We start from the raw sequence: 18,908 nt of genomic DNA, 5'->3' as shown, positions 1-18,908 counted from the left end.
GCCGAACTCGTCTCGTGTCCTTTCGGGAGCTTCGCCCGAGTGGCAGGCGGCCCCGCCTCCACTGGCCGCCGTCCCGCTCCGCCCCGACACTGGACAGGTGCGCCCAGTCAAAGTCACGGCCGCCGCCGTCGGTGCCGTACTCGCCGCCGGCGCGGCCAGCGTGGCCGCGGGGCGGTTCGCCAGCGGTGCCGCGCTGAAGGCGCCGCCGGGCCGCCCCCTGCCCACCGAGCCCCGCCTCACCGTGCACGGCAGCACGGTCGGCCGCGTCACCCTCACCCGGGACCTGGCCTCGCTGCGCCCCGGCACCTACGGCCTGGCCGGCGACGGCTCGCACGCGGTCGTCGGCGCCGTCCTGGAGTCCGCCGCGAACACCCCGGACACCGTCGTACGGCGCCTGGAGCGCGTGACCCACGGCACCCTCGAAACCGGCGACAAGGTCTGGCTCACCCCCAACGTCCACATCGGCAACCCGGGCGCGGCCCTGGGTCTGGACCACGCCGACATCGACCTGCCCGGCGAACTCGGGGCGCTGCCCGCCTGGTTCGTGCCCGGCTACCGGGACACCTGGGTGATCGCGGTGCACGGCCTCGGCACCACCCGCGAGCTCGCCATGAACGTCATGCGGTTCCTGCACGGCCGGCGCCTGCCCGTCCTCGCCCTCGCCTACCGCGGCGACCTCGGCGCCCCGCGCCCCCCGGACGGCCTGAACCACCTCGGCGAGAGCGAGTGGCGCGACCTGGACGCGGCGATCCGCTACGCCATCCGCTACGGCGCCCGCCGTGTCGTCCTGTACGGCTGGTCCACCGGCGCCACCATGGCGCTGCGCGCCGTCGCCCACTCGGCGCTGCGCGAGCGCGTCTCCGGGCTGGTCCTGGACTCGCCGGTGCTCAGCTGGGAGGCCACCCTGCGCGCCCTGGCCCAGGCCCGGCACATCCCCGAGCCGCTGCTGCCGCTCGCGGTGCGCGCCGCCCAGGGCCGCGCCGGCCTGCACGCCGACCACGTCGGCGACCCCGTCGACCCGGAGCAGCTCACCGTGCCCACCCTGATCGTCCACGGCCCGGACGACACGGTGGCCCCCTGGGTGTACTCCCGCCGGTTCGCCGCACAGCGCCCCGACCGCATCGCCCTGCACACCGTGCCGGACGCCCCGCACGGCGCGATGTGGAACGCCGACCCCGACAGCTACGAGGAGCGGCTGCGCCGATTCCTCACGCCTCTGATGTGATGCCCTTGATGTCTCCTCTCTTATGACATGACACCCTTGACATGATTTTCCCCGCACCCGCGGCCCTTCCCCGACCTCGCCCCGACACAAGCCGGAAGCCCCGATTCCAGTCGGTCCCGCGAGTTCCGTTTAAGGCCGTACCACTGGCCTGAACATGTCTCCTCGCCTCCCCTCGGGTCCCGTGCGTTGGCCAGCCCCGTCGCCCGCCGTGACATTCCGTTTGGGTTTTCGGACCGTCAACCGGAAGACTGCACCCGTGACGTCCCGTATCCCGCGCGACTCAAGGCTTCGACTCGTCCGAACGCGACCCCTGGCCGCAGCCCCCCGAGCGATGAACCAGCGGCCCGCGCGTCGCCCCGCACCCCGCCCACCCGAGGGCACCCCGGCCCCCGCCGAGCTGGCCAGAATGGCACGGTCCGGGCTGGCCGGAGCGGCCCGAGTCGCCCTCTGGGCCGACACGGCCCTCGGTCCGGGCAGCGACGGCGCGACCGCCGACGGCAAGGCCACTCTCTCCGAGGCGTCCGCCGAACGCGCGTCCGGCGATCTGGGCCTGACCGTGGCTCAGATCCGCGCCGACTGGGACACCGCCCGGCTCGCCGGCCTGGTCGAGGTGCACGGCGACAGCGCACGCCCCGGCTGGCGCCTGCGCGCCTGGGACCGCGACGACAGCGCCGTGCTGCGCGGCTGGGTCGCCCTCTTCGACGCCTGGTCGCTCGCCCACCCGGAGCCCGCGGAGTTCGAGGCCGCCGCCGTCGCCGAGGTCGTCTCGGCCATGCCCCAGGTGCTCTCCTTCCTCCAGCTGTCCGCCGGTCCCGTCCCGGTCGAGCAGCTCCTGGACCTGCTGCGTCAGCGGGTCACCGAACTGCGCACCGAACGCTGCGAGGTCCCCTACGAGACGGAGGCCGGGATCGGCGCCGGGGGTGGGTCCGCCGTGCCCGCCGTCACCGTGCCCGCCGCCCGCACCGACCTGGCGGAGCGCGCACCGGCCGACGACCCGGCCCCCGCCGAGGACGCCGAGCTCGCCCCCCTCCTCGACTGGTCCCTGCACGCGCTCGCCTCCGTCGGCGCGCTGACCTACGGCGTCGGCCAGGCCACCCTCACCCCGCTGGGCAGCTGGGCGGTCTGGGTCAAGCTGGAGCAGATCTGCGTGGCCGCACAGAGCCCCGCCGGGAACATCGAGGTCGCCGCCGAGGAGATGCTGCGCGGCTGCGCCCAGCTCCGCCCCAACGCGGCCCGCGCCGAATACCGCGCCTGGCTCGCCGCCCGCCCCGTCGGCAGAGCCGTCGCCGAACTCGTCGCCGCCGCCCGTGGCGAGGACGCCCTGCTGCGCGGTCTCGCCTTCGAGGCGCTGCGCGTGGTCGGCGCCCCCGCCGAACCGGACGTCCACGCGGTCGTCGACGAGCCGACCCTGCGGCCGTACGCCCTGCTGTGGCTGGCCGAGCACGACGGGGCCGACCCGGAGGACGCCCACGAGGTGCTCACCCGCGAAGAGGCCACCTGGCTCTGGGTGGACACGGCCGCCGCGGTCGCCGACCACGGTGAGGCCCCGATGCTGGTCCGTCATCTGGAGTCGGCGCTGCAGCCCACCGTCCCCGCCCTGCTCGACGAGGTGCGCGCCGTCGGTCACCCGCGCACCGTGCAGGTCCTGGTCGCCCTCGCCGCCGCCCACCCCGACCCGGCGCTCGCCAAAGCCGTCCGCCGGGCCGCCTTCCAGGTGCACACCGGCGGCTGACGGCGGAGGCGGGGCGGGCAGGTCAGGCCGTTATCTCCGGGGCGTAGGTGCCGAAGCTCCAGACATTGCCCTCGACGTCGCGGGCCATGTAGTCCCGCGAGCCGTAGTCCTGGTCCGTCGGGGGCATCAGGATCTCCGCGCCGTGGTCCACGGCCCGCTGGTGGTGTGCGTCGGCGTCGTCCACGACGATGTACACCCCGGTCGGGCCCGCGCCCTCCATCGCCGCGTCGAAACGGCCGCCACGGCCCTGGGAACCCAGCATGATCGCGCCGTTGCCCTGTACCAGCTCGGCGTGCAGCACCTTGCCGTCCTCGCCCTCGTACACCGACAGCTCGGTGAAGCCGAAGGCCTCCGTCAGTTGCTTGATCGCCGCCTTCGCGTCCGCGTACAGCAGCGTCGGATAGATGCTCGGCCGTCCGCCGGTCGTGCCTGCCATGCCGATCACTCCCCTTGTGTGCCGGTCCCCGTGTGCCGGTCCCCCGAAAGTCGTCGTCCGGCCTGTTGCACAGTCTTGCACCCGGCACTGACAAGGCCCCGGCCCGCGCTGCCGGTGCCGGCCGGGGGCTCAGTGGCCCATCGGGCCATCGGTTCATCAGTTCATCGGACGGCGGGCGCCGGCCCGTCGGAAGGTGTTGCGTCAGTTCATCGGAGGGCGGTGCACGACTTCATCGGAGGGCGGCGTACCGGTTCATCGGAAGGTGTTGCACTGCGCCATGTCCCCGGTCCGGTACCCCTGGTAGAACCACTGCTGGCGCTGCCGCGCCGACCCGTGCGTCCAGGTCTCCGGCGTCACCCGTCCCTGGTACCGCTCCTGGATCCGGTCGTCGCCCACGGCCGCCGCCGCGTCGAGACCGTCCCGGATGTCGGCGCTCGTCAGGCTGGTGATCAGGGGCCGCCCGGTCGACTCGTCCTTCGTGGTCGTCGCGTGCCGTGCCCACACCCCGGCGTAGCAGTCGGCCTGGAGCTCCACCCGAACCGCATTGCTGTTCACGCCGGTCAGGTTGTCCTGCGACCGGCTCAACGTGCCCATCAGGTCCTGCACATGGTGCCCGTACTCGTGCGCCACGACGTACGCCTGGGCGAACGGGCCGCCGCTCGCGCCGAACTTGGACCGCAGCTCGTCGAAGAAGCCGAGGTCCAGGTAGACCTTGCGGTCGCCCGGGCAGTAGAACGGCCCGACCGCCGAGGTCGCCGTGCCGCACGCGGTGGGGACCCGGCCGGTGAAGAACACCGTCGGGGCGTTCGTGTAGGTGCCCCGGCGCTGCTGGAACTCCTGTTTCCAGAAGTCCTGCACGCTGTTGACCACCGCCACCATCCGGCAGTCCTCCTTGGTGTTCGCGTCCCGCCCGGTACGGCAGCTCTGCTGCACCTGCGCCAGCGAGGAGGAGGTGGGCGCGGGCGAGCTGTCGCCGGAGGAGAGGCCGAGCTGGTCGGGGCCGACACCGAAGAACAGGGCGAGGAGCAGCGCGATCAGACCGGCCAGGCCGCCGCCGATGGTCGCCTTCCCACCCGGCACACGGCTGCCGCGCACGTCCTGGACCTCGGAGGTGTCCAGGTTCGCGTCGTCGTCGAACTGCATGGGGCACCGCCTTCCGCTCGCACCGTCCCCTGCATCCACCTTGCGCCATCCCGGCCGTCACTTCGCGCCGATGGCCCGGCGAACGCCCGATCGGGCGACGTCCCGTCCTGCCCCCGCGTCACGCCCACCACCGCCTCGCGGCCATGACTACGCTCTGCGCCTGACCCATGCGACAAGGACGCCCGCCCGGGCGTCGAAGGGGGACCCGGTGCCCGTACTGCCCCACACGAGCACCCCACCGCCCACCACAGCCCCGGTCCCCGCAGCCGGCGTCCCCCGGGATCAGATTCCCGCCGCGGGCGGCCCCCGGAACCCGGTGCTCTCTCCCGACCGCCCCCGGAACCCGGCCCCCACGATCGGCGGCCCGCGCAGGACCGCCCCGGTGCCGGCCCCCGCCGACCGCCCCCCGGTGCGCGCGTCCTCCCGGCTTTTCTCGAACCCCCTCGGGCTCTCGATCCCCCTCCGGCGCGGACTCCCCGCCCGCCGGCGCCTCCCCGTCGTCCTCGCCGTGCTCCTGGCCGGTGCCCTCCTCGGTGTGGTCCAGCAGATTCGGCCCGCCCCCTACGGCGACCGCCTCACCCCCGGTCCGGCCGCGCACAGCGCACGCGCGCGTGGGGCGGTGGTCGAGGCGTACGACGGACGGACCCTACGGTGGCGGTACGCGCGCGTGGGGCGGCGTCCGTTGAGCGTGGTGCCCGCGCGCGGGCATGCGATCGCCGTCTGGGACGACGGGCTCGTCACCGACACCGACGGCCGTTCCGTGCGCTGGCACCGCGCCCTGCCCGCGGCCACCGGCTGGCTCCGACGACAGGGCGGCACCGGGGTCCTGCGGCCCCTCGGCCGCGGCATCCTCGCGGTCGTCACCCCGGCCCGCATCGCCGCGTACCGCACCGCCGACGGTGACCTGCGCTGGGTACTGCCCGCCCGCGCGGGCTGCGCGTTCCGCCCCGAACGTGCCGTACGTCACGGCACCGCCCTGCTGGTCGCCCAGCCCTGCGCGGACGGCGCCTGGACCGCGCAGCTCATCGCCGTGGACGACCTGGGCCGGATCGCCCCGCACCGCGCGCCCCTCGGCAACGACCTCCCCGGCAGCCGCCCCGAACACCCGCACGCCGAAAAAGCGCTTGCGCCGCCCCGTTAGACTTGGCCCATGGCCATTCTCCTCGCGCATTAGACGGCGGGAACGTCCTCAGCCGCCCACCCGTCAAACCCCGTACGCCCTGGAGTCTGTCCGTGATCTCCGCCTCCGGTATCGAGCTGCGCGCCGGTGCGCGCATCCTCATCGAGAACGCCACCTTCCGTGTCGCCAAGGGTGACCGCATCGGTCTGGTCGGCCGCAACGGCGCCGGCAAGACCACCCTCACCAAGGTCCTGGCCGGTGACGGCGTCCCCGCCGCGGGTACCGTCACCCGCTCCGGCGAGGTCGGCTACCTCCCGCAGGACCCCCGTACCGGCGACCTCGACGTGCTCGCCCGCGACCGCGTCCTCTCCGCGCGCGGCCTCGACGTACTGATCCGCAAGATGCGCGAGAACGAGCAGCGCATCGCCAACGGCCAGGGCGCCACCCGCGAGAAGGCGCTGCGCCAGTACGAGCGCCAGGAGACCGAGTTCCTCACCAAGGGCGGGTACTCCGCCGAGGCCGAGGCCGCCACCATCGCCGCCGCGCTCAACCTGCCCGACCGGGTGCTCGGCCAGCCCCTGCACACGCTCTCCGGTGGTCAGCGGCGCCGTATCGAGCTGGCCCGGATCCTGTTCTCGGACGCGGACACGCTCCTGCTCGACGAGCCGACCAACCACCTGGACGCCGACTCGATCGTCTGGCTGCGCGACTACCTGAAGACCTACCGCGGCGGCTTCATCGTGATCTCCCACGACGTCGACCTGGTCGAGACGGTCGTCAACAAGGTCTTCTACCTGGACGCCAACCGCTCCCAGATCGACGTCTACAACATGGGCTGGAAGCTCTACCAGCAGCAGCGCGAGGCCGACGAGAAGCGCCGCAAGCGGGAGCGTGCCAACGCCGAGAAGAAGGCGGCCGCGCTGCACTCGCAGGCCGACAAGATGCGCGCCAAGGCCACCAAGACCGTCGCCGCGCAGAACATGGCCCGCCGCGCGGACAAGCTGCTGGCCGGCCTGGACGCGGTCCGGGCCTCCGACAAGGTCGCCAAGCTGCGCTTCCCGGAACCCTCGCCCTGCGGCAAGACCCCGCTGACCGCCGAGGGCCTGTCGAAGTCGTACGGGTCGCTGGAGATCTTCACCGACGTCGACCTGGCCATCGACAAGGGTTCCCGGGTCGTCATCCTGGGTCTCAACGGCGCCGGCAAGACCACCCTGCTGCGGCTGCTCGGCGGCGTCGAGCAGCCCGACACCGGCGAGGTCATCGAGGGGCACGGCCTCAAGCTCGGCTACTACGCCCAGGAGCACGAGACCCTGGACCCGGAGCGCACGGTCCTGGAGAACATGCGCTCGGCGGCCCCCGACCTGGACCTCGTCGAGGTCCGCAAGACGCTCGGCTCGTTCCTGTTCTCCGGCGACGACGTCGACAAGCCGGCCGGTGTCCTCTCCGGTGGCGAGAAGACCCGGCTCGCCCTCGCCACCCTGGTCGTCTCCTCGGCGAACGTCCTGCTCCTCGACGAGCCGACCAACAACCTCGACCCCGCCAGCCGCGAGGAGATCCTCGGCGCCCTGCGCACCTACAAGGGCGCGGTCGTCCTCGTCACCCACGACGAGGGCGCCGTCGAGGCGCTCCAGCCCGAGCGGATCATCCTGCTCCCCGACGGCGTCGAGGACCTGTGGGGCGCCGACTACGCGGACCTGGTCGCGCTCGCCTGAGAACCGGGAGGACCGGCCCCTCGTCCTCACGTGCCGGTCTCGTCGTCCTCGCTTGATCGAATGCCTGATCCACTGGCTATGGATCATTCGGCTTATCGGTGATCCATCATCTGTGTGAGATCTCCTCGTATCGAGGTGTGTCATGCACCGATTTCGCGGCCGATCCCTTTGTCGACAAGGGGTCGGTCGCTTTCCGTGTCTGACCTGGCACTTCGCGGAAGAACCCGTTCGGCCCCATGGGTGCCACCCGCAGGAATCACAGATTCCGCTTGTGGGGATGCGCTCCTGTCGTCACAACGATGTCTCACGGACCTTGCCGAATGGGTGGCCATCGCGCCCCGGAGGGGTGATCATGAGGGGACCAGAGCGCACTTCCCATGAGGAGGCACGGGTGGCCGAGACTCTGAAGAAGGGCAGCCGGGTAACCGGCGCCGCGCGCGACAAGCTCGCGGCAGACCTGAAGAAGAAGTACGACTCCGGTGCGAGCATTCGGGCACTGGCCGAGGAAACCGGCCGCTCGTATGGCTTCGTCCACCGGATGCTCAGTGAGTCGGGGGTCACGCTGCGTGGGCGTGGCGGGGCGACGCGGGGCAAGAAAGCCGCGTCCTGACCCCGGGCGGCCCATCGGCTTCGATGGTGGCCACCCGGTCGGCCGACTGATCGGCCGGGTGGTTACTGTGCAGTCACTTAGCATGCCGTACGGCAATGCGTGATGACCGCACACATCGGAGGCGCCCCATGGCTTCGCCCGACCAGGATCTCGTTCCTGTTCTCGACAAGGACGGCGTACGGCTCACCGTGGACGACGCGCTCGCCACGGTGACGCTGACCAATCCGACCAAGCGCAACGCCCAGAGCCCCGCGCTGTGGCGGGCGTTGGCCGAGGCCGGGCGGTCGCTGCCGGGGTCGGTCCGCGTTGTCGTGCTGCGCGGTGAGGGCCAGTCCTTCTCCGCGGGCCTCGACCGGCAGATGTTCTCGCCGGAGGGGATCCCGGGCGAGCCGACGTTCATCGAACTCGCGCGCCGTGACGACGCCGGGCTCGACGCCACCATCGCCGAATACCAGCAGGCGTTCACCTGGTGGCGGCGCAACGACCTCGTGTCGATCGCCGCCGTGCAGGGCCACGCCATCGGGGCCGGCTTCCAGCTCGCCCTCGCCTGTGACCTGCGCGTCGTCGCGGACGACGTGCAGTTCGCCATGCGCGAGACCAGCCTGGGCCTGGTCCCGGACCTCACGGGCACGCACCCACTGGTCTCCCTCGTCGGCTATGCCCGCGCGCTGGAGATCTGCGCGACCGGACGGTTCGTAACGGCCGAGGAGGCGGTGGCCTCCGGGCTCGCCAACCTCGCGGTGCCCGGTGCCGAACTCGACGCCGCGGTGCGCGACCTGGCCGCGGCGCTGCTGGCCGCGCCCCGGGACGCGGTGGTGGAGACCAAGGCGCTGCTGCGGGGCGCCGGCGGCCGTACCTACGAGGAGCAGCGGGCTGCCGAGCGGCAGGCTCAGGCTCGGCGGCTGCGGGACCTGGCGGGCGTGGGCGAGTAGTTCGGTAAGGGTGGGTGGGGGGCTGGTCGTGCCCACGTGGCGACAGCCGCGTATCGATACAGCCCCGCCCCCCTTCCCGGGCGCTCAGCCGACGTCCGTCACCAGCACAGCCACCGTGGGGTGGTCCTCCAGCGCCGCGCCGACCGCTGTACGGACCCTCCTCGCCACGTCCACGGCCCTGGGCCCGTCGGCCAGCGCCACCTCCACCCGCACATGCCGGCGCGGCAACGCGGCCTCGAAATGCACCTCCCGGCTCAGCGTCCCCGTCACCCGCGCCACCCCCGGCACCGCCAGCGCCGCCGCCGTCACCCGGGCCCCGTCCGGATCCGTGCCCTCCCGGACCGACGGCGGCCGAGGCGGACGTACCGCCTCCGGCTCCGTCCGGTCCGCCGTCAGCAGGTCGGTCACCCGCAGGTCCACCTCGGCCACCGTCAGCCCGAGCCGTGCCGTCGCCGCGGCCGCCAGCGCCCGGCGCAGCCGTGCCGCCGTGGTCGGCAGCGGCTCGGCGGCCGTCGCCGCGAAGTCCGCCGCGATCCGCAGCGGCCCCGGCGGTACGGCACCGGGCGGTGGCGGTACGACGGGTTCCTGGACGTCCTCCGGATCCGCCGGCGCGATCCGCACCGCCCCCAGCCGCACCCCGGGCACCCCGGCCGCCGCCCGGCGCAGCACCGCGTCGGCCGCCGGCTCCGTCACCCACGCACCGTCGTGCCGCCCGCCCAGCGGGATCAGCCTGCCCGAGCCCAGGGGATGCCGTACCGCGTGTGTCCATCGGTCCGCCGTCATTGCTCCAGCCTGCCGCATCACCGGAACATGACAGGGCATCCGCACTTACCTTGGTCGCAGGACGACGACCGGAAGGGGCGCACGGCGATGACGGAGATGACGGCGGAGCCGGAGAAGGAGCCGAAGGACCCGACGGTACAGACCCGCAAGACCGTCAGACGTGGTGGCGGTGACCCGTCCACCCGGGGCCGGACCACGATCGCCGACGGTGTGGTGGAGAAGATCGCCGGACTGGCGGCCCGGGACGTGGTCGGCGTGCACGCGATGGGCAGCGGACTCGCCCGCACCTTCGGCGTGGTGCGCGACCGGGTGCCGGGCGGCTCCAAGTCGGTCACCCGCGGTGTGAAGGCCGAGGTCGGCGAGGTGCAGACCGCGCTCGACCTGGAGATCGTCGTGGACTACGGCGTCTCGATCGCGGATGTGGCCCGCGCGGTACGGGAGAACGTGATCGCGGCCGTGGAGCGCATGACCGGGCTCGAGGTGGTCGAGGTCAACATCGCGGTGAGTGATGTGAAGCTGCCCGAGGAAGAGGAAGAGGAGCCGGAGTCCCGGCTTCAGTGACGGCTGAGGGGAGCGCACCATGAGCTTGGCCGTGGTCGGCATGATCGCCGGCATGGCGCTGGGCTTCGCCGGGTACTTCGGCGGATTCGGCGCCTTCCTTCTGGTGGCGGCGCTGGGGGCCGTCGGGTTCGTCGTCGGCAGGCTCGCGGAGGGAGACCTCGAACTCGGTGACTTCTTCCGCGGCCGCGACGACCGGCGTGACCGGCGGCGATGACCACCGTGAGCGGTGAGACGCGCAGGCCCGCGACGGTCGTGGCGCCCGGCGAGCGCGGGGCCGTCCGGATCGCCGACCGGGTGGTGGCGAAGATCGCGGCGCAGGCGGCCCGCGAGATCCTCGGCCCCCTCCCCAAGGACGCCGTACCCCCGCACGCGACGGTGGCGGTCCACCACGGCACCGCCCGCGTCCGCGTCCACCTCGAACTGGGCTATCCGTCCGACATCGGCGCCCGGTGCGCGGCTGTGCGTCGGCATGTGGTCGAGCGGGTAGGCGCGTTGGTGGACATGGAGGTGCGGGAGGTCGCCGTGCACGTCGAGCGGCTGCACCCGGCCCAGACCCAGGGGAGGGCGTGATGAGCACGGAGCAGACACAGGTCATCGAGAAGCCACCCGAGGCCGCGCCGCCCCCGGCCGGCCACGCGGGCCGCTTCTGGTCGCCACGCCGCACACCCGCGGCCCTGGCCGCCGTCGTTCTCCTGGTGACGGCGGCCGCCTTCCTGTACGACATCGGGGCCGTACGGGCCCACCACCCCGCGATGCACTGGCGCCGCGCACTGGCCCGGCAACTCGCCACGCGCCCCCTCGACGACACCTGGGTCCTGGTCGGCGCCGGCATCGCCGCTGCCCTCGGCGTATGGCTGCTGACCCTGGCCCTCACGCCGGGCCTGCGGGACGTCCTGCCGATGCGCCGCAGCCACCCCGACGTCCGCGCCGGGCTGCGCCGTGACGCGGCCGCGATGGCGCTGCGCGACCGGGCCATGGAGATCTCGGGCGTACGCCGGGTACGCGTACGACTGCACCGCTCCCGCGCCCATGTCCTCGCCGTCTCCCACTTCCGTGAACTCGACGAGGTGCGGGCCGACCTGGACGCGGCACTCACCGACGCGATCCACGGCCTGGGTCTGGCCCACCCGCCCAGGCTGACCCTGCACGTCGTCCGCCCCGGCCGGAAGGGATGAACGATGCTCACCGCGATCAACCGCGTACTGATCGGTCTGGCGGGCCTGGTGCTCCTCGCCCTCGGCGGCGCGGTCCTGGCCGTCGGCCTCGGCGCCCCGGCCCCCTCCGGGTGGATCCACGACGGCCGGCACGACGTTCTCCTCACCGCCGCCGAACGCACCCACTGGCGTGGCGCGGGCTGGTGGTGGCCGACGGTCCTGGCCGCCCTGGCGGTCCTGCTCCTGCTGTCCCTGTGGTGGCTGACCGCGCAACTGCGCCGACGCCGGCTGACCGAGGTCCTGGTGGACACCGGGGACGGTGAGGGCGCGCTGCTGCGCGGCAGGGCCCTGGAGACGGTGCTGGCGACCGACGCGGCCCACCAGCAGGGTGTCGCCCACGCCCAGGCGGTGCTCAGGGGCAGGCGCACGGCCCCGGAGGTACGGGTCTGGCTCCAACTGGACCCGGACGTGCCGCCGCGGGAGGCCCTGGACGACCTCACCGCACAGGCACTGGCCCACGCCCGGGACTCGGCAGCCCTGAAGAGGCTCCCGGCGGAGGTCCGGCTGACGTCCGTGAAACACCGGGTGGAGAGGGTCACCTGAGACACCGTCCGGCAGACCGGTCGTACGACACCGGAATGCCGTCGGCGTCGGCCGCGGCCACGGGAATCTCCGCCCGCGGAACCGAGTTGTCCGCCATTGCAGCGATGACCTCGGGACAGCGGGAGGGGACGGGAGCCGATGAGCCTTCGTCAGTTCGAGTACGCCCTGGCCGTTGCCGAGGAGGGCTCGGTGACCGCGGCCGCGGAGCGGCTGCACGTCGCCCAGCCGTCGATGTCCCAGCAGATCCGCGCCCTGGAGCGGGAACTCGGCGTGGAACTGTTCGCCCGTACGCCGACCGGACTGGTGCCCACCGTCGTCGGCCGTGCCTTCCTGCGGGAGGCGGAGGTCGCGGTGAGCGCGGCACGACGGGCGCGGGCGACCGCGCGGGGCGGTGCCGACGAACTGGTGGGCGAGCTGGTGGTCGCCGTACAGATGGGCTTCGGCGCGCGGCAGCTGCCGGGCGCGCTGGGCGGGCTGCGCCACCGCTACCCGGGCTTGGAGATCACCGTCTTCGAGGAGCCGGGCTCCGCCGAGCTGGAGCGGCTGTGCCGCCAGGGCGTGCTGAACCTCGCCCTGATGGCGGCGTGCGAGCGGACCCCCTCCGACGCCCACCACCTCGGCGACGAGGAGTTCGTCGTGGTGCTGGGCGCCGGGCACCCGCAACTCGCCACGGACCGCGTGGACTTGCGTGAGCTGGCGGGGGAGCCGTGGGTGCGCTTCGACCGCGGCAGCGCGCTCGACGCCGTCCTGCTGGACGTGCTGCGGACCAACGGACCGGCCCCGGCCACGGCCGCCCGGGTGTCCCAGACGGCGACGGCCGTGCGCTGGGCCGCCCAGGGGCTCGGGGTGACGCTCGTCCCGGCCTCCGCGGTCCCCGACGGTCACGAGCATCTGGTACGCCCGGTGTTCCCGGTCGTGTCCCGGCCCGTCATCGCCGTGCTCCGGCCCGGCGCGGGCCCGGCGGAGGCGGCCCTGCTCGAATTCCTGCGCAAGGAGACCTGGTCCGATTCCGCGTTCTTCGCACCGATGTCCTGACGGCCGAAAGCCGATGTCCTGACGGCTGAAAATGGCGCGGGCGTCACCGGATTCCGCTGTGGAAACGTCACCGGATTCCTGCTGTGGAAATCAGCTCCGGAATTCCGTGGACGTCAGCCCCTGGGGAATTCGCCGCCGTCCACGATGAGATTGCTTCCGGTCAGCCAGCTCGCCCGGTCGGAGGCGAGGAACAGCACCGCGTGGGCGATGTCGTCGGGCCGCCCGTCGCGCCCCAGCGGGGCGGTGTCGCCGGCGTTGACCGTGCCCGGCTTCAGGTCCAGGCGTGCCCACTGCTCCCGTGCTTCCTCACCGCCGGGAGTGGCGACCCTGCCGGGAGTCACGGTGTTGACCCGGATCCCGAACGGGGCCTGCTCCGAAGCCAGTCCCCGGCTGTAGTTCTCCAGCGCCGCCTTCGCCGCCGTGTAGTGCAGGAACGGCGCCACCGGGGCGAGCACCGCCGCCGACGAGACATGCACGATCACCCCGGAACGCCGCTCCCGCATCCCGGGTACCAGCAGCGAGTCCAGCCGTACCGACGCCAGGAAGTTCAGGTCCAGAGCGTCCTGCCACTCCTCGTCGGGGATGGCCGAGGTGCCCTCGTACGGTCGGGCCCCGCCCACGTTGTGGACCAGGACGTCCACCCCGCCGAGCACCTCCCGCGCGGCCTCGGCGAGCGCCTCGGCGCCGGCCCGGGTCCGCACGTCGGCCGCCACGAAGGCGGCCCCTTCCGGCACCGTGCCCGACGCCGACCTGGCGGTGGTGAGTACCTCGGCGCCCGCATCCAGGAATCGGCGCACCACAGCCGTGCCGATTCCGCGAGAACCACCCGTGACGAGGGCCCGCTTTCCGGCGAGTTCCCGTGTTTCCGATCCGTTTTCGAACGTGGCCATGCCACCGGTCCTTTCCCCTGCGTTTCGGTTCGCTGTTCACGGTACGGAGGGAAAAGAACCAGAGGCAAAGACGAAATAGCAGCGGCTGCCATAGGGCATCCCTATGGCAGCCCGACCGTCAGAATCCGTGCCGCATGCCGCCGTCGACGGGCACCATGATTCCCGTCAGATAGGACGCCCCCGGCGAGAGCAGGAACGCGCCCACCCGGCCGAACTCCTTCGGCGTGCCGTACCGCCGCAGCGGGATCCGCGACTCGTTCTCCATCCGGGTGGCCTCGGGGTCGGCCGACAGGGCGTCCAGCGCCCGCGCGCGGTCCGTGTCGATCCGCGACGGCAGCAGCCCCACCACCCGGATCCCGCGCGGCCCCAACTCGTCCGCGAGCGACTTGGCGAAGCCGGCGAGCCCCGGCCGCAGCGCGTTCGAGATCGTCAGCCCGGGAATCGGCTCGTACACCGACCCGGACAGCACGAACCCGATGACACCGCCGTCCGCCAACTCGGCCGCGGCCGCGCGCGCGAGCCGCACGGCCCCCAGGAACACCGCCTCGTAGGCGGTCTGCCACTGCTCGTCCGTGTTGTCGGCGATGAACCCGGCAGGGGGCCCGCCCACGCTCACGAGAATGCCGTCGAAGCGCCCGAACCGCTCACGCGCCGCCGCGATCACCCGCTCCGGAGCGTCCCCGTCCGCGTTGTCGACGGCGATGCCGGCCGCGTTCGGCCCCAGCTCGGCCACCGCGTCGGCGACTCCCTTCTCGTCCCGTCCGGTCACCACGACCTTCGCCCCGTCGGCGACCAGTTCGCGCGCGGTCGCGTTGCCCAGCCCGCGGGTCGCTCCGGTGACGACGTACACCCGGTCCTTCAGTCCAAGATCCATGAGCCCTATCCTGCCTCGTCGCTGCCGAACAGTGTGAGGGCCGTGTTCACCAGCCCGATGTGGCTGAACGCCTGCGGGAAGTTGCCCAGCTGGCGTCCGAGTTCCGGTTCGTACTCCTCGGACAGCAGCCCCACGTCGTTGACGAGTCCCACCAGCCGTTCGAACAATGCCTTCGCCTCGTCGGTACGGCCCGTCATGTGCAGCGCGTCGGCGAGCCAGAACGAGCAGGCCAGGAAGGTGCCTTCGCCGCCCGGCATGCCGTCGACGCCGATCGCGTCGGTGTCGTAGCGGCGCACGAAGCCGCTGCGGCCCAGGTCGTCGCGGATCGCGTCCACCGTGCCGATCACCCGCGGGTCGTCCGGCGGCAGGAAACCGAAGCGGGGGATCAGCAGCAGGGCGGCGTCGAGTTCGCGCGAGCCGTAGTACTGGGTGAAGGTGTTGCGCTTCGGGTCGAACCCCTTCTCGCACACCTCCCGGTGCACCTCGTCGCGGAGCGCGCGCCAGCGCTCCAGTTCGCCCTCCAGCTCCGCGTGCTCCTCCAGGGTCCGTACCGCGCGGTCCGCGGCCACCCACACCAGCACCTTGGAGTGCACGAAGTGCCGGCGTCCGCCGCGCACCTCCCACAGGCCCTCGTCCGGCTGGCGCCAGATCTTCTCCAGGAACTTCATCAGCGAACACTGGATGGCCCACATGTGCGGCTTGGTGGACAGGCCGGCGTTGCGGGACAGCGAAAGGGAGTCCATGACCTCGCCGTACACGTCCAGCTGGAGCTGGTCGACGGCGCCGTTGCCGACGCGTACCGGCGCCGAACCGACGAAGCCGGGCAGCCAGGGCAGTTCGAACTCGGGCAGCCGGCGCTCGCCGGCCAGGCCGTACATGATCTGCAGGTCCGCCGGGTCGCCGGCGACCGCACGCACCAGCCAGTCGCGCCAGGCCTCGGCCTCCTTGTGGTAGCCGGCCGACAGCAGGGCGCCGAGGGTGAGGCTGGAGTCGCGCAGCCAGCAGAAGCGGTAGTCCCAGTTGCGCACCCCGCCCAGTTCCTCGGGCAGCGAGCTGGTGGCGGCGGCCACGATGCCGCCGGTCGGCGCGTAGGTGAGCGCCTTGAGGGTGATCAGGGAGCGCACCACCGCGTCCCGGTAGGGGCCTTGGTAGGTGCAGCGGGCGGTCCAGCGCCGCCAGTCCCTGACGGTGGTGCGCAGCGCCTCGTACGGGTCCACGAGCGGCGGCCGCGGCTGGTGGGAGGGGTGCCAGGTGAGCACGAACGCGACCCGCTCACCTTCCGCGACGACGAACTCCGAGTGCGTGCCGAAGTCCTCGCCCCAGGTCCGTACGGACGGTTCGCTGCGCAGCCACACCGAGTCGGGGCCGGCGACGGCGACCCGGTGACCGCCCGAGCGGCGCATCCAGGGGGTGACCGAGCCGTAGTCGAAGCGGAGGCGGAGCGTGCTGTGCACGGTGACACGGCCGCTGACGCCCTCGACGATGCGAACCACATCGGGGGCGTGGTCGCGCTGGGGCATCAGGTCGGTGACCCGGACCGTGCCCTCGGGGGTCTCCCACTCGGTGTCCAGGACCAGCGTGTCGGGCCGGTACGCGCGCCGGGTGCAGGTGGTGGCGTCCTTGGGGGCGATCCGCCAGTGGCCGTTGTCCTCGTCGCCCAGGAGCCTGGCGAAGCAGGCCGCCGAGTCGAACCGGGGCACGCACAGCCAGTCGATGGAGCCGTCCCGGCCGACCAGGGCCGCGGTCTGTTCATCGCCGATGAGGGCGTAGTCCTCGATGCGTCGGTCCACGGGTTCCGGTTTCCCGTCGGGCCGGTGGGCCAATCAGGGGATGGGCCGGGGGAGTGACACCGTGCTCAGACGGCGGCCGCCGGTTCCGGTTCGGCCGCGGGCTCGGCCTTCGCGGCCTCCTCGCGGGCGCGGGCCTCGCGGCGGACCAGCACGAACCAGCCGTAGGGGACGCCCGCGGCGAACAGCCACCACTGGATCATGTACGCGTAGTTCAGCGGGGCGTCTTCCTTGCCCGGGTCCGAGATCTGCTCCGGGGTGTCGCCCTTGGGCTCCGGCGCGGTCTGCTGGATGTAGCCGCCCAGCACCTGCCTGCCGAGCCGGCGCGCCTGCTCCTCGCTGTTGATCAGCATGATCTGCCGGTCGGGCAGGCCCTTGATGTCCTTGATGCCGCTCGCCGCGGTGGTCTCGTCGGGCATCAGCCGGCCCTGGATGGTGACCCGGCCGCCGGGCGGGGCCGGAACCTTGGGGAACGCGGTCTGGCTCGGGCCGTCCGAGGCGATCCAGCCCCGGTTGACCAGCAGCACCTTGCCGTCGGCCAGCACGAAGGGGGTGAGGACGTGGTAGCCGACCTCGTCGTCTTCGTTGGTACGGCGCCGGACGACGACCTCGTGGGCGGTGTCGAAGGTGCCGGTCGCGGTGACGGTGTGGTACCGCTCCTTGCGGGTCACCGCGTGCCCCGGCTCGGTCACCTGCTCCACCGGCACCGGCTTGGCGCCGAGCGCCTGGGCCACCAGTGCGTTGCGGGCGCTGCGCTCCTCGTACCGGTGCTTCTGCCAGAACCCCAGGCGGATCATCGTGGGGATCAGAAGCAGGGAGATCAGGGTGAGGATCACCCACTGCCGGGTCAAGAGGAAGCGGTACACCCCACGACCGTACAACTCGGTCGTGGGGCGCGATCGGGCGGGTACCGGTCACACGCGGTCGACGATGCCCGCCTTCCCGGCCTCGCGGGCGCAGTGGGCGCCGCAGTACCACTGGTTCTCGGCCTCGACGCCCTGCCCGATGATCGAGACCTTGCAGTGCTCGCAGACGGGGGCCATGCGGTGGATCGCGCAGGAGAAGCAGTCGAAGACGTGGACCGCGCCCTGCGCGTGCACCTCGAAGGTCATTCCGTAGTCATTGCCGCAGACTTCGCATTTCGCCATGAGCCTCAGGGTGGGCGGTCGTCCCCGCGCGGGCGAGTGGGCGCCGGGCGAGTCGCACGGCAATCACCCGTCCGTACGGCCCCGCCGCGCGGTCACTTCCCCGCTGCCGGTGCCGATGCCGGCGCCACGTCCCGCAGCAACTGTCCGAAGGCCGCCTCGTCGACGACCGGCGTGCCGAACTGGCGTGCCTTGAGCACCTTCGAGGTGCCCGAGTCCGGGTCGTTGGTGACGAGCAGGCTGGTGAGGCGCGAGACGCTCGTCGACACATGCAGACCGGCCTCGACGGCCCGGTCCTCCAGGAGCTCCCGCTCGATGGAGGTGTCCCCGGAGAACGCCACCCGCATGCCCTGCCTGAGCGGCTTGCCGTCCTCGTACCGCCCCGGGTTCGGATACGGACAGGCCGGCCGCTTGCGGGCCGGCCGCCAGCTGGTCGGACGGTAGCCGCCGCCGCTCGCCTGCTGCCCGATCCGGGGCGTCTGCGACCACTCGGTCAGCGGCCGGCACTCGAGCAACGGCAGCCGTACGCTGCCCGCCGCCGCGGCCCGCAGACTGGGCCGGAACGCCTCCGCCAGCACGCGCGCGTCGTCCAGCGCGTGGTGGGCCCGCCGCTGTACGACACCGAAGTGCGCGGCCAGGGTCTCCAGCTTGTGGTTGGGCAGCGGCAGCCCCAGCTCCTTGGAGAGCGCGATCGTGCACAGCCGCTGCTTCACCGGGGGCTCGCTCTTCGCGCGCGCGTACTCGCGCGCGATCATCTGCCAGTCGAAGACCGCGTTGTGCGCGACCAGCACCCGGCCGTCGAGCCGGGCCGCGAACTCCTCGGCGATGTCGGTGAAGAGCGGCGCCCCTTCGAGCACCTCGCTCGTCAGACCGTGGATCCACACCGGGCCCGGGTCGCGTTCGGGATTGACCAGCGTGTACCAGTGGTCCTCGACCTCGCCGCGCCCGTCCAGCCGGTAGACGGCGGCGGAGATTATCCGGTCGTCGCGGGCCAGTCCGGTGGTCTCCACGTCGACGACCGCGTACCCCTCGGGATACGCGGCCGGCCACGGGGTGCCGGCGGAGACTGCGGTCGTCTGGTCTTCGAGCATGGTCATTGAGGATACGGGCCCCGACCGACAGTCCGGTCCGTCAGGTCACCCGCCGCCACCGCCCGTTCGCATGTC

General features: G+C 72.6%; 21 protein-coding genes. 12 read left to right on the top strand and 9 right to left on the bottom strand.

The genetic code is table 11. The annotated features are described in order from the left end of the window. Nucleotides 1-97 precede the first annotated feature (97 nt). Both ABZ642_RS12740 and ABZ642_RS12735 read left to right on the top strand, forming a co-directional pair. Complete coding sequence (locus tag ABZ642_RS12740) at nucleotides 98-1,225, top strand: alpha/beta fold hydrolase (RefSeq protein ID WP_360481534.1); 1,128 nt, start codon at nucleotides 98-100, stop codon at nucleotides 1,223-1,225. Between the two features lie 331 nt (nucleotides 1,226-1,556). After that, complete coding sequence (locus ABZ642_RS12735) at nucleotides 1,557-2,957, top strand: hypothetical protein (protein WP_360481531.1); 1,401 nt, start codon at nucleotides 1,557-1,559, stop codon at nucleotides 2,955-2,957. Nucleotides 2,958-2,979: 22 nt separating this feature from the next. On the opposite strand, the gene ABZ642_RS12730 is transcribed toward ABZ642_RS12735, so the two are convergent. Then, complete coding sequence (locus tag ABZ642_RS12730; protein WP_360481528.1) at nucleotides 2,980-3,393, bottom strand: VOC family protein; 414 nt, start codon at nucleotides 3,391-3,393, stop codon at nucleotides 2,980-2,982. Nucleotides 3,394-3,645: 252 nt separating this feature from the next. Further along, the gene (locus tag ABZ642_RS12725) at nucleotides 3,646-4,536 is read right to left on the bottom strand and encodes a neutral zinc metallopeptidase (RefSeq protein ID WP_360481524.1); all 891 of its coding nucleotides are present in this window, start codon (nucleotides 4,534-4,536) and stop codon (nucleotides 3,646-3,648) included. A gap of 382 nt (nucleotides 4,537-4,918) precedes the next feature. On the opposite strand from ABZ642_RS12725, the gene ABZ642_RS12720 reads away from it, so the two are divergent. The 4 genes from ABZ642_RS12720 (at nucleotide 4,919) to ABZ642_RS12705 (ending at nucleotide 8,910) form a co-directional block, all read left to right on the top strand. Continuing rightward, nucleotides 4,919-5,677, top strand: a complete 759-nt coding sequence (locus ABZ642_RS12720) for a hypothetical protein (protein WP_360481521.1) — start codon at nucleotides 4,919-4,921, stop codon at nucleotides 5,675-5,677. A gap of 92 nt (nucleotides 5,678-5,769) precedes the next feature. Next, nucleotides 5,770-7,368 carry an ABC-F family ATP-binding cassette domain-containing protein gene (locus ABZ642_RS12715; RefSeq protein WP_360481518.1) on the top strand — a complete coding sequence of 533 codons (1,599 nt, stop codon included), beginning with the start codon at nucleotides 5,770-5,772 and terminating at the stop codon, nucleotides 7,366-7,368. A gap of 391 nt (nucleotides 7,369-7,759) precedes the next feature. Then, nucleotides 7,760-7,978 (top strand): helix-turn-helix domain-containing protein, encoded by a 219-nt coding sequence (locus ABZ642_RS12710; protein WP_046727957.1) that lies wholly within the window; start codon nucleotides 7,760-7,762, stop codon nucleotides 7,976-7,978. Nucleotides 7,979-8,106: 128 nt separating this feature from the next. Then, nucleotides 8,107-8,910 carry an enoyl-CoA hydratase/isomerase family protein gene (locus tag ABZ642_RS12705; RefSeq protein ID WP_360481515.1) on the top strand — a complete coding sequence of 268 codons (804 nt, stop codon included), beginning with the start codon at nucleotides 8,107-8,109 and terminating at the stop codon, nucleotides 8,908-8,910. A gap of 84 nt (nucleotides 8,911-8,994) precedes the next feature. On the opposite strand, the gene ABZ642_RS12700 is transcribed toward ABZ642_RS12705, so the two are convergent. Next, nucleotides 8,995-9,693 carry a nucleopolyhedrovirus P10 family protein gene (locus tag ABZ642_RS12700; RefSeq protein WP_360481512.1) on the bottom strand — a complete coding sequence of 233 codons (699 nt, stop codon included), beginning with the start codon at nucleotides 9,691-9,693 and terminating at the stop codon, nucleotides 8,995-8,997. Nucleotides 9,694-9,780: 87 nt separating this feature from the next. On the opposite strand from ABZ642_RS12700, the gene ABZ642_RS12695 reads away from it, so the two are divergent. The 6 genes from ABZ642_RS12695 to ABZ642_RS12670 all read left to right on the top strand — a co-directional run bounded on the left by ABZ642_RS12695 (nucleotide 9,781) and on the right by ABZ642_RS12670 (nucleotide 13,046). Further along, nucleotides 9,781-10,254: an Asp23/Gls24 family envelope stress response protein gene (locus ABZ642_RS12695; RefSeq protein WP_360481509.1), complete on the top strand. Its 474-nt coding sequence runs from the start codon at nucleotides 9,781-9,783 to the stop codon at nucleotides 10,252-10,254. Between the two features lie 19 nt (nucleotides 10,255-10,273). Continuing rightward, the gene (locus ABZ642_RS12690; RefSeq protein WP_360481506.1) at nucleotides 10,274-10,468 is read left to right on the top strand and encodes a hypothetical protein; all 195 of its coding nucleotides are present in this window, start codon (nucleotides 10,274-10,276) and stop codon (nucleotides 10,466-10,468) included. Beyond that, nucleotides 10,465-10,824, top strand: coding sequence for an Asp23/Gls24 family envelope stress response protein (locus ABZ642_RS12685; protein ID WP_360481503.1), 360 nt, complete (start codon nucleotides 10,465-10,467; stop codon nucleotides 10,822-10,824). Before ABZ642_RS12690 ends, ABZ642_RS12685 begins: the two co-directional genes overlap by 4 nt. Further along, nucleotides 10,824-11,429, top strand: coding sequence for a DUF6286 domain-containing protein (locus ABZ642_RS12680; protein ID WP_360481500.1), 606 nt, complete (start codon nucleotides 10,824-10,826; stop codon nucleotides 11,427-11,429). The genes ABZ642_RS12685 and ABZ642_RS12680 overlap by 1 nt, the downstream gene beginning before the upstream one ends. A 3-nt stretch (nucleotides 11,430-11,432) precedes the next feature. Then, on the top strand, nucleotides 11,433-12,011 hold the full coding sequence (gene amaP / locus ABZ642_RS12675) for an alkaline shock response membrane anchor protein AmaP (protein WP_360481497.1): 579 nt from the start codon (nucleotides 11,433-11,435) through the stop codon (nucleotides 12,009-12,011). Between the two features lie 138 nt (nucleotides 12,012-12,149). Beyond that, nucleotides 12,150-13,046: a LysR family transcriptional regulator gene (locus ABZ642_RS12670; RefSeq protein WP_360481494.1), complete on the top strand. Its 897-nt coding sequence runs from the start codon at nucleotides 12,150-12,152 to the stop codon at nucleotides 13,044-13,046. Between the two features lie 113 nt (nucleotides 13,047-13,159). Here ABZ642_RS12670 and ABZ642_RS12665 read toward each other — a convergent pair whose 3' ends face one another. The 6 genes from ABZ642_RS12665 to ABZ642_RS12640 all read right to left on the bottom strand — a co-directional run bounded on the left by ABZ642_RS12665 (nucleotide 13,160) and on the right by ABZ642_RS12640 (nucleotide 18,833). Beyond that, nucleotides 13,160-13,936, bottom strand: coding sequence for an SDR family oxidoreductase (locus ABZ642_RS12665; RefSeq protein ID WP_360481491.1), 777 nt, complete (start codon nucleotides 13,934-13,936; stop codon nucleotides 13,160-13,162). A 118-nt stretch (nucleotides 13,937-14,054) separates the two neighbouring features. Then, entirely contained in the window at nucleotides 14,055-14,810 is a 756-nt protein-coding gene (locus ABZ642_RS12660; protein WP_360481489.1) for an SDR family oxidoreductase, read from the bottom strand. A 5-nt stretch (nucleotides 14,811-14,815) separates the two neighbouring features. Further along, nucleotides 14,816-16,600 carry a glycoside hydrolase family 15 protein gene (locus tag ABZ642_RS12655; RefSeq protein WP_360481486.1) on the bottom strand — a complete coding sequence of 595 codons (1,785 nt, stop codon included), beginning with the start codon at nucleotides 16,598-16,600 and terminating at the stop codon, nucleotides 14,816-14,818. A gap of 65 nt (nucleotides 16,601-16,665) precedes the next feature. Next, the gene (locus ABZ642_RS12650; RefSeq protein ID WP_360481483.1) at nucleotides 16,666-17,463 is read right to left on the bottom strand and encodes an SURF1 family protein; all 798 of its coding nucleotides are present in this window, start codon (nucleotides 17,461-17,463) and stop codon (nucleotides 16,666-16,668) included. A gap of 48 nt (nucleotides 17,464-17,511) precedes the next feature. Then, complete coding sequence (locus ABZ642_RS12645; RefSeq protein ID WP_351326105.1) at nucleotides 17,512-17,745, bottom strand: hypothetical protein; 234 nt, start codon at nucleotides 17,743-17,745, stop codon at nucleotides 17,512-17,514. Nucleotides 17,746-17,837: 92 nt separating this feature from the next. Continuing rightward, nucleotides 17,838-18,833, bottom strand: coding sequence for a DEDDh family exonuclease (locus ABZ642_RS12640; RefSeq protein WP_360481480.1), 996 nt, complete (start codon nucleotides 18,831-18,833; stop codon nucleotides 17,838-17,840). Between the last annotated feature and the right edge of the window lie 75 nt (nucleotides 18,834-18,908).

The organism is Streptomyces sp. NPDC007157 (assembly GCF_040634235.1).
Lineage (GTDB): Bacteria > Actinomycetota > Actinomycetes > Streptomycetales > Streptomycetaceae > Streptomyces.
Note: the sequence above shows the minus strand (reverse complement) of the source record. Positions and strands in the feature narration are given on the sequence as shown.

What these genes read in the sequence shown, in the direction of transcription:
- ABZ642_RS12700 (WP_360481512.1), bottom strand. Translation starts at nt 9,693, where the DNA reads ATGACGGCGGACCGATGGACACACGCGGTACGGCATCCCCTGGGCTCG.
- amaP (WP_360481497.1), top strand. Translation starts at nt 11,433, where the DNA reads ATGCTCACCGCGATCAACCGCGTACTGATCGGTCTGGCGGGCCTGGTG.
- ABZ642_RS12665 (WP_360481491.1), bottom strand. Translation starts at nt 13,936, where the DNA reads ATGGCCACGTTCGAAAACGGATCGGAAACACGGGAACTCGCCGGAAAG.
- ABZ642_RS12690 (WP_360481506.1), top strand. Translation starts at nt 10,274, where the DNA reads ATGAGCTTGGCCGTGGTCGGCATGATCGCCGGCATGGCGCTGGGCTTC.
- ABZ642_RS12670 (WP_360481494.1), top strand. Translation starts at nt 12,150, where the DNA reads ATGAGCCTTCGTCAGTTCGAGTACGCCCTGGCCGTTGCCGAGGAGGGC.
- ABZ642_RS12685 (WP_360481503.1), top strand. Translation starts at nt 10,465, where the DNA reads ATGACCACCGTGAGCGGTGAGACGCGCAGGCCCGCGACGGTCGTGGCG.
- ABZ642_RS12705 (WP_360481515.1), top strand. Translation starts at nt 8,107, where the DNA reads ATGGCTTCGCCCGACCAGGATCTCGTTCCTGTTCTCGACAAGGACGGC.
- ABZ642_RS12645 (WP_351326105.1), bottom strand. Translation starts at nt 17,745, where the DNA reads ATGGCGAAATGCGAAGTCTGCGGCAATGACTACGGAATGACCTTCGAG.
- ABZ642_RS12680 (WP_360481500.1), top strand. Translation starts at nt 10,824, where the DNA reads ATGAGCACGGAGCAGACACAGGTCATCGAGAAGCCACCCGAGGCCGCG.
- ABZ642_RS12730 (WP_360481528.1), bottom strand. Translation starts at nt 3,393, where the DNA reads ATGGCAGGCACGACCGGCGGACGGCCGAGCATCTATCCGACGCTGCTG.
- ABZ642_RS12660 (WP_360481489.1), bottom strand. Translation starts at nt 14,810, where the DNA reads ATGGATCTTGGACTGAAGGACCGGGTGTACGTCGTCACCGGAGCGACC.
- ABZ642_RS12695 (WP_360481509.1), top strand. Translation starts at nt 9,781, where the DNA reads ATGACGGAGATGACGGCGGAGCCGGAGAAGGAGCCGAAGGACCCGACG.
- ABZ642_RS12735 (WP_360481531.1), top strand. Translation starts at nt 1,557, where the DNA reads ATGAACCAGCGGCCCGCGCGTCGCCCCGCACCCCGCCCACCCGAGGGC.
- ABZ642_RS12725 (WP_360481524.1), bottom strand. Translation starts at nt 4,536, where the DNA reads ATGCAGTTCGACGACGACGCGAACCTGGACACCTCCGAGGTCCAGGAC.
- ABZ642_RS12640 (WP_360481480.1), bottom strand. Translation starts at nt 18,833, where the DNA reads ATGCTCGAAGACCAGACGACCGCAGTCTCCGCCGGCACCCCGTGGCCG.